We start from the raw sequence: 16038 nt of genomic DNA, 5'->3' as shown, positions 1-16038 counted from the left end.
CCGGCTCAGCCGAGGTCCCCGCCGGCGACGGGCAGCACCGAGCCGGTGATGTACGAGGCCTCCGGCGAGGCGAGGAAGCAGATCGCCGCCGCCTGCTCGTCCCGGGTGCCGTAGCGCTTCATCAGCGACGACTCCACCGTCTGGTCGACGATCCCCTGGTACCACTCCTTCTCCTGGTCGGAGGCCGGCCCGGGCCCGCGCGGGGTCCTCCGCTCGGGCGCGTCCGTCCCGCCGGGCGCGGTCGCGGTGACGCGGACGCCGTGCGGCGCGAGCTCCAGCGCGAGCGCCGAGGTGATCGCGTTGACCCCACCCTTCGCCGCGGCGTAGGGCACCCGGTGAATGCCGCGCGTGGCCACCGAGGACACGTTGACGATCGTCCCGGCGCCCCGCTCGATCATGTGCGGGGCAACGGCCCGGCAGCCCCACAGGGTCGGCCACAACGACCGCTGGATCTCCGCCTGGATCTCCTCGGGCGGGTACCGGTCGAACGGCTTCGCCCAGATCGTGCCGCCGACGGTGTGGATCGCGACGTCGACCCGGCCGAACTGCTCGATCGCCGCGTCGACGACGGCCTGCGCCCCCTCCCACGTCTCGAGATCCGCGAGGACCGCGACCGCGTCGCCGACCCCGTCGGACCGGTCCTCGACGAGTTCGGCGGCGAGTTCCTTGACGGTGTCCGCGCGGTCGGCGAGGACGACGAGCCCGCCCTCGGCGTGGATCCGCCGCGCGGTGGTCTCCCCGATGCCCTGGCCCGCCCCGGTGACGATCACGACCTGGTCGGCGAAGCGACCGGGCGTCACGAACCTCGGTCGGCGGGACGCGCGCCGCTCGTTCATCGCCCGCCGCGTGGTCGCCTTGGACCGCTCGGCGTGCTCGGAGAACAGTCGTCGGGCCTCGTCCCGGTCGCCCGACTCCATCGCGTCGACGATGTCGAGGTGGTCCTGCGCGCAGCGCGGGTCGCACCAGGTCGCCGAGCGCAGCGACTCCTCCATGTGGCCCTTGACCCCGAGGTCCTGGTAGGCGCTCAGCAGGTGGCTGTTGCCGGTCAGGGTGAACAGGTAGTCGTGGAACGCGGCGTTGGACTCGGTGTAGGCGTGCGCGTCGGTGAAGCACTCGTGCTCGACGTCGACGTAGGGCACCGTCGCCTGGGCGAGCACCCGGTACCCGGCGATCTGCCGCGAGGTGATCCGCCCGATCGTCAGTTCCAGGGCGCCGAGTTCCAGGGCGCGCCGGGCGTCGAAGATCGCGTCGGAGACCTGGATCGACGGGTGCTGCTGGCCGATCTCGTAGCCGTCGGTGGTGACGGTGCCCGGGACCGACTCCGGCTCTGGATCGGGCTCCGGCGGCCGGGGAGCCACCAGCGGCTCCAGCTCCCCCATCGTGAACACGTCCTGCCCGAGGATCCCGCGGGCGTCCTCGGCGACCAGCAGCTCGTCGTCCTCGGTCACCCGCGCGTCCGTGTCCCGCGCGTCGTCGCTCCCCGGCAGCACGACCCGCCCCAGCAGTCGCCGCGGCAGGTCCTCCACCGGGCTGCCGTCGGGCAGGTCGGACGCCGCCGCGACGCGCGCGTCGGCGCCCAGTTCCGCCAGCTCCACGCGCGGCAGCACCGTCTGCCCGTCGAGCTCGCGGCCCTCCAGGCTCTGCAGGAGCTCCGACGCGGGCGCCGGGTCGAGCGGGGTCGGCGCGGGGGCCGGCGTCCGCTCCTCGGTGCGCGGCTCGGCGTCCACCGTCCCGACGTCGGGTGTGGTCGCGTCGGTCTCCGGCTCGGCACCCTCGAGGTCCTCGGCGCCCTCCTGCTCGGAGTCGGGTTTCGCGGCCAGGGCGAACTTCTCGTAGTAGAAGCCCGCCGGGTCGAAGCCGCGCTCGGAGTGGTCCCGCCGGACCGCGTCGACCATCGGCGGGGGGCCGCACAGGTAGACCGACGCCGCGCCGTCGTGCAGGTGCTCGGGCTCGGTGTGCGCGGTGACGTAGCCCTGCCGTTCGGCGGTCGTGTGCTCGTCGGCCACCGTGTGGACCCAGGTGAAGTTCTCCAGGGCCTCCTCGAGACCGCGCAGCGTCTCCAGCTCGACGACGTCGTCGTCGGTGGTCGCCCCGTAGATCAGGTGCGCCTGGCGGCTGCTCCCGGTGGACTGCAGCCGGCGCAGGATCGACAGGATCGGCGCGAGGCCCGTGCCGCCCGCGAGCAGCAGCAGCGGCGAGTCGGACTCGCGCAGGAAGAAGCTGCCGTGCGGGCCGGTGAACTGCACCGAGTCGCCGACGGCGGCCTGGTTCGCCAGCCACTCGCTCATCACGCCGCCGGGCGAGAGCTTGATCAGGAAGCCGAGCTGTTCGTCGTCGGGACCGGAGGAGAAGGAGTACGACCGCGTCTGGTCGGTGCCCGGCACCGCGATGTTGACGTACTGCCCGGGCAGGAAGACCAGCTTCTCCCGGTCCTCGCAGTCCAACGTGAGCGACATCGTCGTCTCCGAGAGCCGCTCCACCGCCGCGATCGTCGCCGTGAAGGTGCCCGCGCTGGTCTTCGCGACGGCGGACGTGGTCGGGATCTGCACGACGAGGTCCGACTTCGGGCTCATGCTGCAGGTCAGGACGTAGCCGGCGGCCTCCTCGTCGGGAGCCAGGGCGTCGGAGACGTAGTCGTCCATCTCGAACTCGCCGGACTCGAGGAACGACTTGCACGTGCCGCACGCGCCGTCGCTGCAGTCGACCGGGATGTTGATCTTCGAGCGGTAGGCGGCGTCCATCACCGTCTGCCCCTCGCGGCACTTCACGAACCGGGTGACGCCGTCCTCGAAGGAGAGCGCGACGTCGTGCGTCGGTGCGCTCATCGCGCCTCCTCAGAAGTGGTAGATGTCGACGACGTGGTGGATGAAGTCGTTCTTCAGCACCACGGTCTTGCGCCGGATCAGCGGCGACGGACCGGAGAAGTCGATCGTGTAGAACGACGTGCCGTAGTACGGGTCGACGGTTTTGTACCGGAAGTACATCGTGTGCCAGTTGAACCGCACGTCGACGAGGTCGCCGCGCCGTTCGATCACCTCGACGTTCGAGATGTTGTGGCTGGTGCGCGGTTCCGGGATCGAGGTCGCGCTCGAGCGTTCCGTGCGGATGCGGAACACGCGGTCCTCGAGGCCGCCCTTGTTCGGATAGTAGATCAGCGAGATCTCGCGCTGCGGGTCCTGGGTGAGCGTGTCGTGGTCGTCCCAGCACGGCAGCCAGTAGACGACGTCGTCGGCGTAGCACTCCAACCAGCGCTCGAACTCGCGGTCGTCGAGATAGCGCGCCTCGCGGTAGAGGAACTGCTCGATCAGGTTCTGGGTGATGAGCGCGTTCCCGCTGCCGGGGGTGTCGGCGTCGCGGCCGTGGCTCACGGCCTTCTCGGTGGTCGTCATGATCAGGCCTCCTCCTTCTCGGCCTCGAGCGCGGCCCGCATCGTCTCGAGCCAGTAGCCGTGCTGGACCGGGTAGAGGCCCTCGTCCTCGTTCTTTGCGCCCGAGGAGATGACGCCGTCCATGCCGAGGGACGTCGCGACCTCGTCGGGACCGTCGATCCAGTGCTCCACGCCGCGCGTCATGTCGTTCCACGGCGCGGTGGTGGCCTGGAACGTCAACTGGCAGGCGCGGAACTCCTCGAGGTCGTCGGGGGTGGCCATGCCCGAGGCGTTGAAGAAGTCCTCGTACTGGCGGATCCGGTTCGCGCGGGCCTCGTCGCTCTCGCCCTTCGGGGCGATGCAGTAGATGGTGACCTCGGTCTGGTTCGGCGCGATCGGGCGGAAGTGCCGGATCTGCGTCGAGAACTGGTCCATCAGGTAGACGTTCGGGTAGAGGCACAGGTTCCGGGAACCGCGGACCATGAAGTCGCCCGTCGCGTCGCCGAACTGCTCCTTCAGCGAGTCGATCTCGCTGTAGAGCGGCTGGTCCTCCGGGTTGGCCTTCCACGTCCACAGGCACAGGTGGCCGTGCGGGAACGACCAGTACCCGCCGCCGGACTTGCCCCAGCCGCCCGCGTCGAGGGCCTTCGTCTCGTTCTTCGACTCGCCGCTCTGGCGCCGCGACGTGGTCGCGGCGTAGTTCCAGTGCAGCGCGGTGACGTGGTAGCCGTCGGCGCCGTTCTCGGCCTGGACCTTCCAGTTCCCGTCGAAGGTGTAGGTCGACGAGCCGCGCAGCACCTCCAGGCCCTCGGGCGACTGGTCGACCAGCATGTCGATGATCTCGGTCGTGTCACCGAGGTGCTCGTCCAGCGTCAGGACGTCCGCGTTGAGGCTGCCGAACAGGAATCCGCGGTAGCTCTCGAAGCGCGGCACCTTCACGAGGTTGTGCGAGCCGTTGGTGTTGAAGTTCTCCGGGTAGCCCGCGCCCTCGGGGTCCTTGACCTTGAGCAGCGTGCCGTCGTTGCGGTAGGTCCAGCCGTGGAACGGGCAGGTGAGCGTCTTGCGGTTGTCCCGCTTCTTGCGGCACAGCATCGCCCCGCGGTGTGCGCACGCGTTGATCAGGCAGTGCAGCTCGCCGTCCTTGTCGCGGGTGATGACGACCGGCTGCCGGCCGATGGAGGTGGTGAAGTAGTCCCCGGGCTCGGGGAGCTGGCTCTCGTGGGCGAGGTAGACCCAGTTCCCCTCGAAGATGTGCTTCATCTCGAGTTCGAAGATCTCTTCGTCGGTGAAGATCCGACGGTTCGCCTTCACCACCCCGGCCTCGCGGTCGTCGACGACGGCGTCGGCGAGGACGTGTCCGGCTCGGTCGAGGCTCTGCGTCATCGCAAGCTCCAGGTGGTGGACGGCAGGTGGTGTCCACCTACCGTCCCCTGTCGTGGCGCCCGACACACCGGACAACTACCTAGTCCTGACCTAGGGCTTTCGACGCTCAGCCGGCCGACCGTGGGTCAGGAGCCGTGCACCACCACCCCACGGATGATCTTGCCGTCGCGCAGGTCCTGGTAGCCCTCGTTGACCTGGTCGAGGGTGTACTGCTTGGTGACGAGCTCGTCGAGCTTGAGGCTGCCCTTGTTCCACAGCCGCAGCAGGCGCGGGATGTCGTAGTGGGGGTTGCACGACCCGAACTGGGCGCCCCGGAGGACCTTCTCGCTGCGGACCATGAGGGCGCTCGGGAGCTGGATGGTGTTGTTCGCGGCGTTGGCCTGGCTGACCAGCACGACGGTGGAGCCCTTCCCGACGATGTCGAACGCCTGCCGGATGACCTTCTCGTCCATCACGCCCACGGTCAGGACGGCCTGGTCCGCCCCGTTGCCCCAGGTCAGTTCCTTGACCTTGGCGTCGGCCTCCTCCGCGTCGGCGAAGACGTGGGTCGCGCCGAAGGTCAGCGCGGTCTGGCGCTTGAACTCCACCGGGTCGACCACCACGACGTACTGGGCGCCGGCCTGCGCGGCGCCCTGCACCGCGTTCATCCCGACGCCGCCCGCCCCGAAGATCACCGCGGTGTCCCCGGCCTTCACGCCGCCGGCGTTGACCGCGGAGCCCCAGCCGGTCGGCACGCCGCAGCCCGTCAGGACGGCCACCTCGAGGGGCAGCCACGGGTCGACCTTCACCGCGGACCGGGCGTGGATGGTGGCCCGCTCGGAGAAGGTGCCGAGCATGCAGAAGCCGCCGAGGTCGGTGCCGCCGCGGTGGTAGCGGAACGTCCCGTCCGGCATGCAGCCCTGCAGGATGTTGGCGCCGATGTTGCAGAGGTTGGTGTGCCCGGTCTCGCAGTAGCGGCAGTACCCGCAGCTGGGCATGAAGCTGCACACGACGTGGTCGCCGGGCTCGACGTGCGTCACCCCCGGGCCGACCGACTCGATGATCCCGGCGCCCTCGTGCCCGGCGACGATCGGGTAGCGGGGCGAGTCGCCGTAGATGCCCTCGACCAGGTGCAGGTCCGAGTGGCACAGACCGGAGGCGACGAACTTGACGTGCACCTCGCCCGGACCCGGCTCGTCGACGTCGAGTTCGACGATCTCGAACTCGGTCTGGCCCTTGTCCATCACTGCGGCACGCGTCTTCATCGATCAGCCTCCGGGCTCGTCACGACGGGATGACGTCGGTCGTAGCCTCCTCGACGAACCGGCGTCAAGGTCCTGACGACGGGTCCCGTCGGGCGCTTCCCAACTCCGGCCCGCAGCCGCGAGGATCAGCCCGACGACGACCGCCGGACCCGACGGAGCGAGCGTGGACGATCTCGACCGGTACCTCCCGCCGTACACCGCCGATCTGGCGCGGGCGCGGCGCCAGACGCTGGGCACGATCCTGTCCCGCACGGCCGGGAAGGTCCCCGCGAAGACCGCGATCGTCCACCGGGACACCCGGCGCACGTTCGCCGAGCTCGACGCCGACGCCAACCGCGTCGCCAACGCCCTGATCGCGCGCGGCGTCGCCCGCGACGACCGCGTCGCGATCTTCTCCCACAACTCCTACGCGTTCGTCGTCGCCTACTTCGCCCTGGCGCGGATCGGGGCCATCTCGGTGCCGGTGAACTTCAACTTCACCGCCCACGAGGTGCGCTACGTCCTGGAGGACAGCGGGGCCCGGGCCGTGATCGTCGAGGACGCGCTGGTCGACACGCTCGGGGCGGCGCAGGTGGCGATCGCCATCGGGATCGTCATCGGCCGGCGCGCGGGCTGGACGTCGTTCGACCGGCTGCTCGAGCACGACGACGCGTCCGAGCCCGACGTCGAGGTCGGCGACGACGACCCGGTGCAGCTGCTCTACACGAGCGGCACGACCTCGGCCCCCAAGGGCGCGATCATGACCAACCGGAACCTGATCGCCCAGTACCTCAGCGACATCGTCGACGGCGAGTACCACCGCGACGACGTCGAGCTGCACGCGTTGCCGCTCTACCACTGCGCGGCGCTGCACGACTTCCTCACGCCCGACGTCTACCTGGGTGCCACCAGCATCGTCGTCGACTCGCCCGACCCCGACACGATCCTGAGCACGGTCGCCGCCGAGGGCATCACGAAGATGTTCTGCCCGCCGACCGTCTGGATCCGGCTGCTGCGCTCCCCCGCGTTCGACCGCCACGACCTGTCGTCGCTGCGCAAGGGCTACTACGGCGCGGCGATCATGCCGGTCCCGGTGTTGCAGGAACTGAGCGAGCGCCTCCCGGGCATCCGGCTGTTCAACTACTACGGGCAGACCGAACTCGCCCCGAACGCGACCGTGCTGTTCCCCGAGGAGCAGATCACCAAGGCGGGCACGGCCGGCCGGGCGAGCCTCAACGTCGAGACCCGGCTGCACGACGACGACGATCGGCCGGTGCCCGTCGGGCAGGTCGGCGAGATCGTGCACCGGACCCCGCACGCCATGCGCGGCTACTGGGGCAAGCCGGAGGCCACCGCCGAGGTGTTCCGCAACGGCTGGTTCCACAGCGGCGACCTCGGCGTGATGGACGCCGAGGGCTACCTGACGATCGTCGACCGCAAGAAGGACCTGATCATCACCGGCGGCGAGAACGTCGCCAGCCGCGAGGTCGAGGACGCGATCTACTCCCACCCCGCCGTCAGCGAGGTCGCCGTGTTCGGGGTGAGCCATCCCGAGTGGATCGAGGCGGTGGCCGCGGCCGTGGTGCTCCGCGAGGGAGCCGAGGCGGACCCCGCGGCGATCGTCGCCCACGCCCGGGAACGGCTCGCCGGGTTCAAGGCGCCCAAGTACGTGGTGCTCGTCGACGAACTGCCGAAGAACCCCAGCGGGAAGATCCTCAAGCGCGAGCTCCGGGACACCTACGCCGGGCTGGCGTCGACGACCTGAGGCGGCATCGTGTACGAGGCCTCATCAATTCCCGGACAACTCCGGTAGCTCGTAGCGGCGGACCTCGCGCAGCGCGGCGAGACCGGCCGCGACGGCGGGCTGGTCGGCGGAGCCGCGACGAACCGCGGTGATCACGTGCCGGGTCGGTACGGAGGCGCCGGCGATCGGGATGCGGCGCGTGTCCTCGTGCGCGGGCAGGTCGACCAGGCGCGGGATGAGCGCGACCCCGAAGCCCCGCGCCACGAGGGCGGCGCCGGTGTCCCAGGCGTCGGCGTGGTGCGCGACGGCCGGGTCGAACCCGGCGCCGGTGCAGGCCAGCGTGACGAGCTGGTGGTAGGCCCGCCCCGGGCTGCCCAGCACCCAGGGGTCGCCCGCGAGCTCGTCGAGCGAGACCGCGGTGCGGTCGGCCACCGGGTGGTCCGGCCCGACGAGGACGTCGAGCGGCTCCTGGTAGAGCGGGGCCTGTTCGAAGGCGGGATCGGTCCGCGGCGGGATGCTCGGCGTGGCGACGACGACGGCGATGTCGGTGTCCCCGGCCGCGAGCAGGTCGAAGGCCCGGGCCGGCTCGATCTCCCGCAGACCGACCCGGAGCGCCGGGTGCCGGTCGCGCAACAGGGTCAGCGCGCGCGGCGCGACGACGGCGGCCGCCGTGGAGAACCCGCACAGCCGCAGCGTGCCGGTGAGCTCGGTCCGGTCCTGGTGCGCGGCGAGGTCGGCCTGCGCCCGCTCCCACTGGGCGGTGAGCGCCGCCGCGTGCTCGAGCAGCGTGTGCGCCCCGGCGGTGAGCCGGACCGTGCGCCCCGTCGGTTCGAGGAGGACGACGTCGAGCTCGCGCGCCAGCGCCTGCATCTGGTGCGACACGGCGGACGGGGTGATCCGACAGACCTCCGCGGCCGCGGTGACGGTCCCGTGCCGGGCGATCGCCTGGAGCACCTTGAGCCGACGATCGATCATGTACGTACCGTACAAGGTCACGTGTACGAAGCTTCGCTGGACGCGAACAGTTGATCACCGCAGACTGGGCGAGCACCCCGGGGGCCCGGCGCCGCACCCCACCCTCGCACCACGTCTCTGGAGTCCGTCATGGACACGTATCGCGCCGTCGTCATCGGCTGCGGCGGTCTCGGTTCCGCCGCGCTGTACCGCCTCGCCACCGAGCTCGGATCCGGCGTCCTGGGCCTCGAGCAGTTCGAGCTCGGGCACTCCCGCGGGGCCTCGCAGGACCACTCGCGGATCATCCGGCTCGCCCAGCACCAGCCGCAGTACGCCGCGCTCGCCTCGGCCGCCTACAAGGCCTGGGACGAGGTCGAGGGCGAGTCGCTGCAGCAGATCGTCACCCGCACCGGCGGCCTCGTCATCGAGGACCGGGCCGCACGGCGGGGCGCGGCGACCGGCAGCCGCAACATCGAGGGCTACACCGCGATGTTCGACCGCTTCGGCTACGCCTACGAGCTCCTCGACGCCGACGAGCTGGTCGCCCGCTGGCCGCAGTTCTCCGTCTCCGGCGACGTGCAGGCGCTCTACCAGCCCGAATCGGGCATCGTCGACGCCGCCCGCGCCAACGCCACGCACCTCGCCCTGGCCCGCGCGCACGGCGCCGAGGTCCGGGCGCACACCCCGGTCCGCTCGATCCGGCCCGACGGCGACGGCGTCGTGGTGGTCACCGACACCGACACGATCCGCGCCGACCGCGTCGTCGTCGCCGCCGACGCCTGGACCAACCAGGTGCTCGCCGACACCGGGCTGCAGCTGCCGCTGACGGTGCTGCGCGAGCAGGTGACCTACTACTCCACCCCGCACCTCGCCGAGTTCGCGCCGTCACGGTTCCCGGTGTTCATGTGGCACGGGGCGCACAACTTCTACGGCTTCCCGGTGTACGGCGAAGTGGCGACGAAGCTCGGCCAGCACATGGGCGGCGAGGAGACCACCGCCGACACCCGCTCCTTCGTCCCCGACGACGTGCGCCGCGAGCGCTACGCCGACTTCCTGACGACGCACGTCCCCCGGTTCCTCGGGCCGGAGCTCTACTCGAAGACCTGCCTCTACACCGTGCCGCCGGACCAGAACTTCATCCTCGACCGGCTGCCCGAGCACCCGCAGATCGTCGTCGCGAACGGCGCCGGCCACGCCTACAAGTTCGCCGCCCTGATCGGGTCGCTGCTCGCCGACCTCGCGCTCGACCGCGCCCCGGCCCACCCGATCGACGCCTTCACGCTCGACCGGCCGGCGCTGACCGACCCGACCTTTCCCCGCAGCTTCCACGTCTGAATCCCGATCGGCCCGAGAGGAGACCCGAGATGTCCACCGACCCGAACGCCGCGCTCCCGGCCCGTCCGATCGACCCGGCGCGGTTCACCGAGGAGGACACCTACCGGCACACCCGGCTGCCGGTGGACCTGGCCTCGACCCTGATCCCCGACGCCTACTGCTCCCCGGAGTTCTTCGCCCAGGAGCAGGAGCGCGTCTTCACCTCGAGCTGGGTCGCGGTCGGTCTCCTCGCCGACGTCGACAAGCCCGGGCGGTGCGTCGTCGTCGAGGTCGCCGGGCGCTCGATCCTGATCACCCGCAACCGCCACGGCGAGCTGCGCGGCTTCCACAACGTCTGCCGCCACCGCGCGACGAAGCTGCTCGACGCCGACGCCCGCGAGGTCGGCCACCGCAACCGCATCCGCTGCCCGTACCACAACTGGACCTACGACACCGACGGCGCGTGCCTGGGCACCCCCCTGTTCGAGGGCTCCGACGTCCCCGCCGGCGAGGAGACCGTCTTCGACCAGATGGCCAAGGGCTTCGACAAGGCCGACTACGGCCTGCTCCCCGTCTCGGTCGACAGCTGGGGCTTCTTCCTGTTCGTCAACCTCTCGACGGATCCCGAGCCCCTGACCCGGGCACTGGGCGACCTGCCGCAGCGGTTCGCCGACTACCGCCTCGACGAGTGGACCGCGCAGCGCCGGCTCACCTACGACGTCGCCGCGAACTACAAGCTCGTCGGCGAGAACTTCATGGAGTACTACCACCTGCCCTGGGTCCACCCCGAGCTCAACCAGGTCTCCAGGTTCTCCGACCACTACCGCTGGCAGGGCCCGGGGCGCTACACCGGCATGTGCACCACCCCGGTCTCGGGCAACACCGACGCCGGCGGCTGGGACGGCCTGGCGCCCCTGAGCTCCCTCGGTGAGCAGGACGCCGACGCCGGCCGCTTCGTGTGGCTGTTCCCCTCCACCGCGCTCGTGGTGCTGCCCAATCACGCGTTCGTGCTGTTCAACCGGCCCGTCGCGGCGGACCGCACCGTCGAGACCGCCGTCCTGCTCACCCACCCCGAGTCCGCCGACGACGCCGACGCCGAGGCCGGCGTCGAGCAGCTCGCCAAGTTCTGGGACCTGGTCAACCGCCAGGACCTCGAGATCGTGGAGCGGGTCCAGGAGGGGCTGGCGAACCCCGCCTACCGCGGCGGGCGGATGTGCTTCCGCTTCGAGGAGCCGATCCACCGGTTCCAGAACATGGTCATCGACAAGATGGTCGGCCTCGATCGCGTCCCCGCGGGCGACGAGGACACCATGACGCGGATGTTCCCCGACCCATGACCGCCACCGTTCCCGCTCCCCCGGCCCCGGCCGCCCTCGACGGACGCACCCTGCCCGTCGAGGACCCGGCCACCCGGGAGACCATCGCCCACGTCGCCCGGGGCGGTGCCGCCGAGATCGACCGGGCGGTCGCCGCCGCACGGGCCGCCACCCGCACGCTGCGCGACACCGCCCCGCTCGAACGCGGCCGCGCCCTGCGCCGACTCGCCGCCGAGGTCGACGCCGCCGCCGAGGAACTCGCCCGCCTGGAGTCGCTCGACACCGGCAAGCCGCTCTCCCTGGCACGCGGCGAGATCGCCGGCTGCGTCGGCTACCTCGACTACTACGCCGGCGCCGCGACCGCCCTGCAGGGCGACACCATCCCGCTCGGGCCCGGCACGCTCGCCTACACCACGCCCGAACCGGTCGGGGTCACCGCGCACATCGTGCCCTGGAACGCGCCCCTGTCAATGCTGTGTCGCAGCGTCGCGCCCGCCCTCGCCGCCGGGAACGCCGCCGTCGTCAAGCCGGCGGAGCAGACCCCGCTGACCGCGCTGCGGTTCGCCGGGCTCGTCGAGGCCGCGAGCTTCCCCGCCGGCACCTACGAGGTCGTGACCGGACTCGGCGCCGAGGCCGGCGCCGCGCTCGCCGCCCACCGGGGCATCGGGTCGCTGACCTTCACCGGCTCGGTCGCCACCGGCCGCACGGTGCTGCGCGCCGCCGCCGAGCACGTCACACCCGTCGTCACCGAGCTCGGCGGCAAGAGCCCGCAGATCGTCTTCCGCGACGCCGACCTCGACGACGTCGCCCGCCAGGTCGTCGTCGGGTTCACCGCCAACTCCGGGCAGTACTGCGACGCCGGGTCGCGGCTGCTGGTCGACCGGGCCGTCGCCGCCGAGCTCGTCGAGCGGATCCGCGCTCGCGCCGGCGCCCTGACCCTCGGGCCCGGCGCCGACGACCCCGACCTCGGACCGATGGTCTCCGCCGCCCACCGGCGGCGGGTCGACGAGTACGTCGCCCTCGGCCGCGCCGAGGGGGCCCACGCCCCGATCCCGCCGCAGGCTCTGCCCGGCCGCGGCCACTTCGTGGCGCCCACCGTGTTCACCGGCGTCACGTCGACCATGCGGATCGCCCGCGAGGAGATCTTCGGCCCGGTCCTCGCGGTGCTCGAGTTCGACACCGAGGAGCAGGCGCTCGAACTGGCCGACGCGACCGACTACGGCCTCGGGGTCGGCATCCACACCGCCGACGTCGACCGCGCCCTGCGCATCGCCGACCGCGTCGACGCCGGCTACGTCATGGTCAACGACTACTTCGCCGGCGGGCCCGCCGTCCCGTTCGGCGGCACCAAGCTCTCCGGCACCGGGCGTGAACGCGGCCTGGTCGCGCTCGAGAGCTACCTGACCCGCAAGACCGTCGTCGTCCGGAGGTCCCCGTGGAACTGATCGTCCGTGACCGCCGCGACGAGGCCGACGGCGTCGTCTGCCTGACCCTGGCCCACCCCGACGGCCGCGACCTGCCGGCCTGGACCGCGGGCGCCCACGTCGACCTCACGCTCGACGAGGGCGTCGTCCGCCAGTACTCGCTGTCCTCCGACCCCGCCGAGCGCGCCACGTGGCGGCTCGGGATCCTGCGCGAGCCCGCCGGCCGCGGCGGCTCGGAGTACGTGTGCACCAAGCTCGACGTCGGCGACCTCGTCGAGGTCTCCGAGCCGCGCAACCACTTCGAGCTCGAACCCGCCGCCCGCTACCTGTTCGTCGCCGGCGGGATCGGCATCACCCCGATCCTTACGATGATCGCCCGGGCACGGGCCACCGGCGCGGACTGGTCCCTGCTCTACGGCGGACGCACCCGCTCCTCGATGGCCTTCCTCGACGACCTGGCCGTCCACGGCGACCGGGTCACCGTCGTCCCGCAGGACGAGCAGGGGCTGCTCCCCCTCGCGGATGTCCTCGGGGCGATCGGGCCGGACACCGCGGTGTACGCCTGTGGACCGGAGCCGATGCTCGCCGCGGTCGAGACCCACGTCGTCGACCGGTCCGCGCTGCACCTCGAGCGGTTCACGCCGAAGCTCGTCGAGACCGAGGGTCCCGACGAGGCCTTCGAGGTCGAGTTCGCGACCTCCGGGTTGACCGCGACCGTCCCCGCCGAGGCCTCGATCCTCGACGTCGCCGAGGAACTCGGGCTGCCCGTCGACTTCTCCTGCCGCGAGGGCACCTGCGGCAGCTGCGAGACCCCGATCCTCGGCGGGCGCGCCGAGCACCGGGACTCCGTGCTCGACGACGCCGAGCAGGCGGAGAACACCTGCCTGATGATCTGCGTGTCCCGCGCCGAGCGGGGCTGCGCCCGACTGCGGCTGGAGCTGTAGGTGAAGATCGAACGCGTCCACGTCAACCAGGCCCTGCTGCCGGTCGTCGGCGGGACGTACCGGTTGTCGCAGACGGAGGTCGAGGCGCTCGACAGCACGCTCGTCGAGGTCGTCACCGACGACGGCCGCAGCGGGTGGGGCGAGACGTGCCCGCTCGGCCCCGTCTACCAGCCCCACCACGCGCTCGGCGCCCGCGCGGCGCTCGCCCAGATCGCACCCGGCCTCGTCGGGACCGCGATCGACTCCCCTCGGGCGCTGGCCCGGCGGATGGACGGCCTGCTCGCCGGACACGGCTACGCGAAGGCGGCGCTGGACACGGCCGTGCTCGACCTCCTCGGGCAGCAGCTCGGCGTGCCCGTGTCGACGCTGCTCGGGGGCGCCCTCGTCGACCGCGTGCCCTCGTACTACTCGGTGACCGTGGGCGATCCCGACACGGGCGCCCGCGCCGCCGCGGAGAAGGTCGCCGACGGGTACCGGCGGATCCAGCTCAAGGTCGGCGGGCGCGACCTCCAGCGCGACGTCGAGACCGTGCGCGCCGTGTGGGACGCGGTCCGCGGCCGGGCCCGGCTCGCCGTCGACGCGAACCGCGCGATGACCGCGGTGCACGCCCTGCAGTTCGACCGGCTGTGCGCGGACATCCCGTTCACCCTCGAGCAGCCCTGCGCCACCCTCGAGGAGATGGAGTCGCTGCGGGGCCGACTCGTCCACCCGGTCTTCCTCGACGAGAACACCGAGGACGTCGCGGCCGTCCTGCGCGCGATCGCGGGCGGGACCGCCGACGGCTTCTCCTTCAAGGTGACCCGCCTCGGCGGCCCGACCCGGGCGGCCCAGGCGCGCGACCTCTGCGCCCTGCGGTCCCTCCCCCACACCGTCGACGACGCCTGGGGCGGCGACGTCATCGCCGCCGCCTGCGTCCACCTCGCCGCCACCGTCGACCCGCGGCTGCTCGAGGGCACGTGGATCGCCCACGACTGGATCGAGGGGCACGTCGACGACGAGCACCCCGTCGTCGTCCGGGACGGTCACATCGCCGTGCCCACCGCGCCGGGGCTCGGTGTCCGGCCCGATCCGACGCGGATGACCAGGATCGCGACCTACGACTGACCGGGCGCCCTCGCCGCGGGGTACCGGTCCCGGGACCGCACCGTCTCCCGGGAGGACCCCGTCATGGCCGACGACCCCTTCGCCCTGGCCCCCAAGCTCGGCGAACTCACCCGTGACGTCGTGTTCGGCGACGTGTGGGAACGCCCGGAGCTCTCCAAGCGCGACCGCAGTTTGATCACCGTCGCAGCGCTGGTGTCGCTCTACCGCCCCGAGCAGCTCGTCGGGCACCTCCACCGCGCGCTGGACAACGGCCTCACTCGCGAGGAGCTCGTCGAGGCCATCACCCACCTCGCCTTCTACGCCGGCTGGCCCAGCGCCGTCACCGCGCTCAACCGCCTCGAGGGCGTCCTCGACGAGGCCGGGGAGCACACCCCCTGACCCAGCGGCGCTCCCGCCGACCCCCCACCCCTCTCGACGGGGGCGCCCTCGTCCGCTAACTTGCGTGCCACCCAACAAGTAACGCAGAGGTGGCTCCATGGCGCGCACTCCCCTCGTCCTCGTCCACGGCAACCCCGAGTCCGCGGCCGTCTGGGGACCGTTGATCGGCGAGCTCGGCCGGGCGGACGCGGTCGTCCTGTCCCCGCCCGGCTTCGGCGTCCCCGCACCGCAGGGCGTCGACCGGTCGCCCGCCGGCTACCGCGACTGGCTCGCGTCCCAGCTCGAGCTGTTCCGCGATCCGGTCGACCTCGTGGGTCACGACTGGGGCGGCATCCACGTCGCAGCGCTCGCCATGAGCCGTCCGGACCTGATCCGCAGCTGGGCCTCCGACGCCCTCGGCGTGTACGCACCGGACTACACCTGGCACCCGCGGGCCCAGGTGTGGCAGCAGGAGGGTCCCGGCGAGGAGTCGGTCCGGCAGCTGTGGGGCGGCGACCTGCAGCAGCGGCTCGCGGTGGCCTCGGCCCTCGGGATGACCGGGCGCATGGCGGAGCGGGTCGCGGCCGGGATGGACCCGGAGATGGGCCGTGCCGTCCTCGCCCTGCTGCGCGCGGCCCGGCAGCCGACCATGGCCGAGGCCGGGAAGCTCCTCCCGGATGCTGCACGCCGACCGGGGCTCGCGCTCATCGCGCTGGACGACGTCGAGCAGGCCAGCGGGACGGTGGAGCAGCACGAGTGGGCCGCTCGTGAGGCGGGAGCACGCATCGCCCGCCTCGAGGGCGTCGGGCACTGGTGGCCGGAGCAGACCTCGGCCCCGGTCGCGGCGGCCCTCACGACCTTCTGGGCCGAGCTCGACCGGTGATCCCGGCGTGCGAGGGCGCCGATCC

The 16038-nt window shown here is 72.0% G+C and carries 13 protein-coding genes; 8 read left to right on the top strand and 5 right to left on the bottom strand.

What is annotated here, in order from left to right; translation table 11 throughout:
- Nucleotides 1-5: 5 nt before the first annotated feature.
- From benC to ACQPYX_RS07390, 4 genes are all read right to left on the bottom strand, one after another.
- Entirely contained in the window at nucleotides 6-2825 is a 2820-nt protein-coding gene (gene benC / locus ACQPYX_RS07405; protein ID WP_433802260.1) for a benzoate 1,2-dioxygenase electron transfer component BenC, read from the bottom strand.
- Nucleotides 2826-2834: 9 nt separating this feature from the next.
- Nucleotides 2835-3389, bottom strand: coding sequence for a benzoate 1,2-dioxygenase small subunit (gene benB / locus ACQPYX_RS07400; RefSeq protein WP_433802259.1), 555 nt, complete (start codon nucleotides 3387-3389; stop codon nucleotides 2835-2837).
- 2 nt (nucleotides 3390-3391) lie between these two features.
- Nucleotides 3392-4750, bottom strand: coding sequence for a benzoate 1,2-dioxygenase large subunit (gene benA, locus ACQPYX_RS07395; RefSeq protein WP_433802258.1), 1359 nt, complete (start codon nucleotides 4748-4750; stop codon nucleotides 3392-3394).
- A 125-nt stretch (nucleotides 4751-4875) separates the two neighbouring features.
- Nucleotides 4876-5994, bottom strand: a complete 1119-nt coding sequence (locus ACQPYX_RS07390) for an NDMA-dependent alcohol dehydrogenase (RefSeq protein ID WP_433802257.1) — start codon at nucleotides 5992-5994, stop codon at nucleotides 4876-4878.
- A 163-nt stretch (nucleotides 5995-6157) separates the two neighbouring features.
- Here ACQPYX_RS07390 and ACQPYX_RS07385 point away from each other — a divergent pair, with 163 nt between their 5' ends.
- A complete protein-coding gene (locus ACQPYX_RS07385) occupies nucleotides 6158-7738 on the top strand; it encodes a fatty acyl-CoA synthetase (protein WP_433802256.1) in 1581 nt (526 codons plus the stop codon).
- A 24-nt stretch (nucleotides 7739-7762) separates the two neighbouring features.
- Here ACQPYX_RS07385 and ACQPYX_RS07380 read toward each other — a convergent pair whose 3' ends face one another.
- Entirely contained in the window at nucleotides 7763-8692 is a 930-nt protein-coding gene (locus ACQPYX_RS07380) for a LysR family transcriptional regulator (protein WP_433802255.1), read from the bottom strand.
- 129 nt (nucleotides 8693-8821) lie between these two features.
- Here ACQPYX_RS07380 and solA point away from each other — a divergent pair, with 129 nt between their 5' ends.
- The 7 genes from solA (at nucleotide 8822) to ACQPYX_RS07345 (ending at nucleotide 16013) form a co-directional block, all read left to right on the top strand.
- The gene (solA, locus tag ACQPYX_RS07375; protein ID WP_433802254.1) at nucleotides 8822-10006 is read left to right on the top strand and encodes an N-methyl-L-tryptophan oxidase; all 1185 of its coding nucleotides are present in this window, start codon (nucleotides 8822-8824) and stop codon (nucleotides 10004-10006) included.
- Nucleotides 10007-10035: 29 nt separating this feature from the next.
- Nucleotides 10036-11322 carry an aromatic ring-hydroxylating oxygenase subunit alpha gene (locus ACQPYX_RS07370; RefSeq protein ID WP_433802253.1) on the top strand — a complete coding sequence of 429 codons (1287 nt, stop codon included), beginning with the start codon at nucleotides 10036-10038 and terminating at the stop codon, nucleotides 11320-11322.
- A complete protein-coding gene (locus ACQPYX_RS07365; RefSeq protein ID WP_433802252.1) occupies nucleotides 11319-12746 on the top strand; it encodes an aldehyde dehydrogenase family protein in 1428 nt (475 codons plus the stop codon). The genes ACQPYX_RS07370 and ACQPYX_RS07365 overlap by 4 nt, the downstream gene beginning before the upstream one ends.
- Entirely contained in the window at nucleotides 12737-13669 is a 933-nt protein-coding gene (locus tag ACQPYX_RS07360; protein WP_433802251.1) for a PDR/VanB family oxidoreductase, read from the top strand. Before ACQPYX_RS07365 ends, ACQPYX_RS07360 begins: the two co-directional genes overlap by 10 nt.
- Nucleotides 13670-14773 (top strand): mandelate racemase/muconate lactonizing enzyme family protein, encoded by a 1104-nt coding sequence (locus tag ACQPYX_RS07355; RefSeq protein WP_433802250.1) that lies wholly within the window; start codon nucleotides 13670-13672, stop codon nucleotides 14771-14773.
- Between the two features lie 63 nt (nucleotides 14774-14836).
- A complete protein-coding gene (locus ACQPYX_RS07350) occupies nucleotides 14837-15151 on the top strand; it encodes a carboxymuconolactone decarboxylase family protein (protein ID WP_433802249.1) in 315 nt (104 codons plus the stop codon).
- Between the two features lie 97 nt (nucleotides 15152-15248).
- The gene (locus tag ACQPYX_RS07345) at nucleotides 15249-16013 is read left to right on the top strand and encodes an alpha/beta fold hydrolase (protein ID WP_433802248.1); all 765 of its coding nucleotides are present in this window, start codon (nucleotides 15249-15251) and stop codon (nucleotides 16011-16013) included.
- Nucleotides 16014-16038: the final 25 nt, after the last annotated feature.

It is taken from the genome of Actinomycetospora sp. CA-084318 (assembly GCF_050955885.1).
Lineage (GTDB): Bacteria > Actinomycetota > Actinomycetes > Mycobacteriales > Pseudonocardiaceae > Actinomycetospora.
This window is presented reverse-complemented; position numbering and strand designations above follow the sequence as displayed.